The sequence below is a fragment of the Limnospira sp. genome (genome assembly GCF_051859755.1).
In the GTDB taxonomy this organism is placed as follows: domain Bacteria; phylum Cyanobacteriota; class Cyanobacteriia; order Cyanobacteriales; family Microcoleaceae; genus Limnospira; species Limnospira fusiformis.
Window position 1 is genome coordinate 1 of sequence record NZ_JBIMLI010000219.1, and the last position, 4,912, is coordinate 4,912.

A 4,912-nucleotide genomic window follows, 5' to 3' on the forward strand; every position below is an offset into this window, starting at 1 on the left:
GTTACCTTAACGGGTAATAGTGCTATCGTCGCATTGTCAGGCAATAGCCGGATAAATGTCGCGTAAATGTATCAGGTGATCACAGCATAAGTCAATAACAAGAGTTTCCCAGGTGGCAAATAGGGGTATGAGGGCGGGCCTAATTAGGATTATGTTCTGTTCAAGGCTTAAACTGTTTCTGTCGTAAACAAGGGTGAGTTGATCTAGTGCCGATCGCGATCGCGATCAAAAGTGGTACAGTGTAACCCAGTGGAGGCGATCGCAGTTGGTAACACCCCTAAAATAATGTCAATATAATTAAAAACGGGTTGGTACGAAGAGGCAAGAGTGGATGAACAACGTCAAAGTCAGAATTTACGAACTATCACGAGAGTTAAATTTGGAGAACAAAGACATCTTAGCCGTCTGTGAACGGCTGAATATCTCTGTCAAAAGCCATAGCAGTACGATTACGGAATCAGATGCTGAACGGATCCAGAAATACGTTGCCAGTCATCCCATTTCCGCATGGTCTGATGAAAATCCTGATGCAGCCCATCAGTCCCATGCTGGTGGTGCTGTGGACAAGAAAAAACAACAGATTTTAGAAATTCGCAGGCCAAACCTCATCAGACCAGAAAATCAACCATCACCGGCAGACTCACCCCAGCCTGAGCCTCCTGCTGCATCCGTTGCCACTCCCCCCAAACCCCCTAACTTGTCCGAATCATCTGTCAGTTCCGAAACCAATATATCCGAATTGCCAAAACCCAATAATTCCCCCCAACCCCCCCGCCAACTCCCTGTGGAAGTTACCTCTTCTGGAATTAACACAGCCTTTGATGATGTCAGCGGGGCTAATAGACCCGAAAAAGCGATCGCCAAGATGCCTAAATCGACTACTTCGACCAGCTCAGTTACAACTGAGGAAGAATCGCCCACTTTAGTAGGGCCACCCGCCAGACCTGTACCGACGGCTAGTAAATCTCCGCAACCGTCTCGTAAGCCCGTTTTAAAACAGAATAAGCCCACTCCCAAACCCAGTCAGTCCGGGAGCGGTCCCGTGGAGAAAAGCGCTGATAAAGCTGATAAAGCTGATAAACCAGTAGCTTCCAAACATAAAAAACGGCCAGTTACCTCTGATAACCAAGAGGTTAGAGAGGTGAAAAAGCGGGTTTCTACGGTGAAACCTGCCAGGTCGATGCCGGAACTGCAACCACCACCTTCGAGACAACCAAGCGTAGCCATTAAAACCGAACCGACTGAAATCATCGAGGATGATAGCGATATCGGGGCTATACCTGAAGATGATGGTCTATTGGATTCTAAGCGCCCCAAACGCGGTTTAACGCTGAAGCGGCCTCAACCCATGACTTCACCTAAGCGTGCGAGTTCTGTGGATGATGATGATGATGATATTGATGAAAAGGGTGGTAAGGCAGGTAAAGCCAAGGTCAAGCGCCCCCGGATTAAGCCTCTGATTGACGATGAGGACGATGATGATTTTGATAGCCTGACCACTGATAGCTCCGAGTCCGAGGCTCTGAGTATATCCTTGGCTCGACCTCCCAAGGCTAAAACTGCTTCGGGAAGCGGAAAATTGGCTGCAGTCTCTAATCAGGGACGAAAGAAATCAGCACCATCTCGCCATTCCGGTGGTAGTGGTGGTAGTGGTAGCGGGGCGGCTGCTTCTCGGCGCGCGCCTACACCAGCATTACCAGAAAAGGTGGAGCGTTTAGTGGTTCAAGGACCGATGACGGTTCAGGAACTCGCCCATGCTCTGTCAATTGCGGAAACCGAAATTATCAAGCGTCTGTTCTCCCGTGGTATTGCGGTTAATATCACAGAAACCCTAGATTTCAAAACTATTTCGATGGTTTGTGAAGAATTAGAGGTTACGGTGGTAACCGAGGAGCAGAAATCAGCGGCTCAAAAACCTGATAATATCCTCAATGCGGAAGATTTGGATAATCTCCAACGCCGTCCGCCAGTGGTAACGATTATGGGTCACGTTGACCACGGAAAAACTACCCTACTCGATTCTATTCGCAAAACTAAGGTAGCCCAGGGAGAAGCGGGAGGCATTACCCAGCATATTGGTGCTTATCATGTTGATGTGCAAAATGAGTCCGGCGAGACTCAACAGGTAGTTTTCTTAGATACTCCTGGTCACGAAGCCTTTACAGCTATGCGAGCCAGGGGAGCGAGAGTTACTGATATTGCTATTCTGGTGGTAGCTGCTGATGATGGGGTGCGACCTCAGACGGTGGAGGCTATTAGCCATGCTAAGGCGGCGGGTGTGCCAATGGTAATTGCCATTAACAAAATGGATAAGGAGTCGGCTCAACCGGACAGAGTTAAGCAGGAACTGACGGAATATGGTTTAGTTCCTGAAGAGTGGGGCGGTGATACGATTATGGTTCCAGTTAGTGCTATTAATGGCGGAAATCTCGACACTCTCCTAGAGATGTTGCTGTTAGTGGCGGAAGTTGAGGACCTCTATGCTAATCCTAACCGTATGGCTAAGGGTACGGTGATTGAGGCTAACCTAGATAAAGCGCGCGGCCCGGTGGCTACTCTGTTAGTACAGAATGGGACTCTGCGGGTAGGAGATGTGATCTTAGCAGGTTCGGCTCTGGGTAAGGTTCGGGCTATGATTGATGATCATGGTCAACGGGTGGAGAATGCCAGCCCTTCCTTTGCTGTTGAGATTTTGGGTTTGCGGGATGTTCCGGCGGCCGGAGATGAGTTTGAGGTGTTTGAGAGCGAAAAAGAGGCGGCGGCTTTGGCTTCGGAACGCGCGAATACAGCTCGACAGTCTCGCTTACTCCAGGGTCGAGTTAGCCTCAGTGCTTTGTCGGCTAGGGTTCAGGAGGGAGAACTTAAAGACCTCAATATTATTCTGAAAGCTGATGTTCAGGGGTCTGTAGAGGCTATAGTTAATGCCCTGAAGAAATTACCCCAGAAGGAGGTACAACTGCGACTGCTGTTAGCAGCGCCGGGTGAGGTGACAGAAACTGATATTGACCTAGCAGCCGCTAGTGATGCGGTCCTGATTGGTTTTAATACTACTACGGCTAGTGGCGCACGCCAAGCGGCTGACCGCGCGGGTGTAGATATTCGTGAGTACAACATTATCTATAACCTCCTCGATGATATTGAAGCAGCGATGGAGGGTATGCTAGAACCGGAATTGGTGGAAGAACCTCTTGGTCAAGCGGAAGTGCGGGCTATTTTCCCTGTGGGTCGTTCCCGTGTGGCTGGGTGTTATGTTCAGTCTGGTAAGCTGATTCGTAACTGCAAAATCCGAGTTCATCGTGGTGGACAGACAGTCCATGATGGCTTCCTTGACTCCCTCAAGCGGATTAAAGATGATGTGAAGGAAGTTAATGCCGGATATGAATGTGGTATTGCGGCTGAAAATTTCAATGACTGGAATGAGGGCGACTCTATTGAAGCCTATCGAATGGTCACTAAGCGTCGGACTCTCTCCCGCTAGGGACTTTGTTGGTTAGCTAGAGATTATTGGTGCGCCAGTAATGAGGGTCTGGCGCAGGCTACCCCGGTTTATTTAATAAGCCGGGGTTTCTGCTGTGAACTAATTTCAGAGGGCTTTAAACTTGTCTGTGATGCGTTCCATGGCGGCTTCTACGTTTTGACGACTGTTAAAGGCTGAAATGCGGAAATATCCCTCCCCGGCTGCACCAAAACCGGAACCTGGTGTTCCTACTACATTACAGGTTTGCAGTAATTTATCAAAAAAGTCCCAACTTGATAGACCGCTGGGGGTTTTGACCCATACATAGGGGGCGTTGACACCACCATAAACTGTGAGTCCGGCTGCGGTCAATTTTTCGCGAATGATTTGGGCGTTTTCTAGGTAGAAATCTACGAGTTGTTGGATTTGGGATTGTCCGGCTGGGGAATACACTGCCTCGGCTCCCCGTTGTATAATGTAGGAAACTCCGTTAAATTTGGTGGACTGGCGGCGGTTCCACAGCTTCCACAGCTCGACATCAGACCCGGAGGATGTTTTTGCCATTAATGTTTTGGGAACGACTGTGAAGGCGCAACGAGTGCCGGTAAAACCAGCATTTTTGGAGAAGGAACGGAATTCGATCGCACATTCACGAGCGCCTTCAATTTCATAGATGGAGTGAGGTAAGCTGGGGTCGGTAATAAAGGCTTCGTAGGCGGCATCAAATAGGATAATTGAACCGTTGGCGCGGGCGTAATCAACCCATTTTTTCAGGTGTTCTTTGGTGGCTGTAGCGCCTGTGGGGTTATTGGGAAAACACAGATAAATTAAATCGACGCGATCGCTGGGAATTTCGGCGGTAAAATTATTCTCGGCGGTAATGGGAAGGTATAGCAACCCCTCATATTCCCCACGCTCATTCACGGGTCCGGTATTTCCTGCCATGACGTTGGTATCTACATAGACGGGATATACTGGATCTGTGACGGCAATGGTGTTATCTTTGCCAAAAATATCCAGAATGTTCCCAGTGTCGCATTTGGAACCGTCAGAGATAAAGATTTCCTCCGCGTCAATATCGCCGCCTCTGGCTTGAAAGTCATGTTGGGCAATTTTTTCGCGCAACCAGCTATAACCCTGTTCTGGTCCATAGCCCTTGAATGTGGAGCGATCGCCCATTTCCTCGACCGCTTTAATCATAGCAGTTCGGCAGGCTTCTGGTAAAGGTTCCGTGACATCACCAATTCCCAGTTTAATTATTTGTGCGTCGGGGTTGGCTTCCGCAAAGGTATTAACCCGCCGGGCGATTTCTGGAAATAGGTAGCCAGCTTTGAGTTTCAGGTAATTATCGTTAATAGTTGTCATCGTTACTGTGCAAACACTGATACATTTACGCGACATTTATCCGGCTATTGCCTGACAATGCGACGATAGCACTATTACCCGTTAAGGTAA

The 4,912-nt window shown here is 48.8% G+C and carries 2 protein-coding genes; one reads left to right on the forward strand and one right to left on the reverse strand.

Features of this window, described 5'->3' with window-relative positions; genetic code table 11:
- The first annotated feature begins 331 nt into the window (after window positions 1-331).
- On the forward strand, window positions 332-3,478 hold the full coding sequence (infB, locus tag ACTIE0_RS22725) for a translation initiation factor IF-2 (protein ID WP_006670620.1): 3,147 nt from the start codon (window positions 332-334) through the stop codon (window positions 3,476-3,478).
- A gap of 105 nt (window positions 3,479-3,583) precedes the next feature.
- On the opposite strand, the gene ACTIE0_RS22730 is transcribed toward infB, so the two are convergent.
- Entirely contained in the window at window positions 3,584-4,822 is a 1,239-nt protein-coding gene (locus ACTIE0_RS22730) for an LL-diaminopimelate aminotransferase (RefSeq protein ID WP_006621521.1), read from the reverse strand.
- Between the last annotated feature and the right edge of the window lie 90 nt (window positions 4,823-4,912).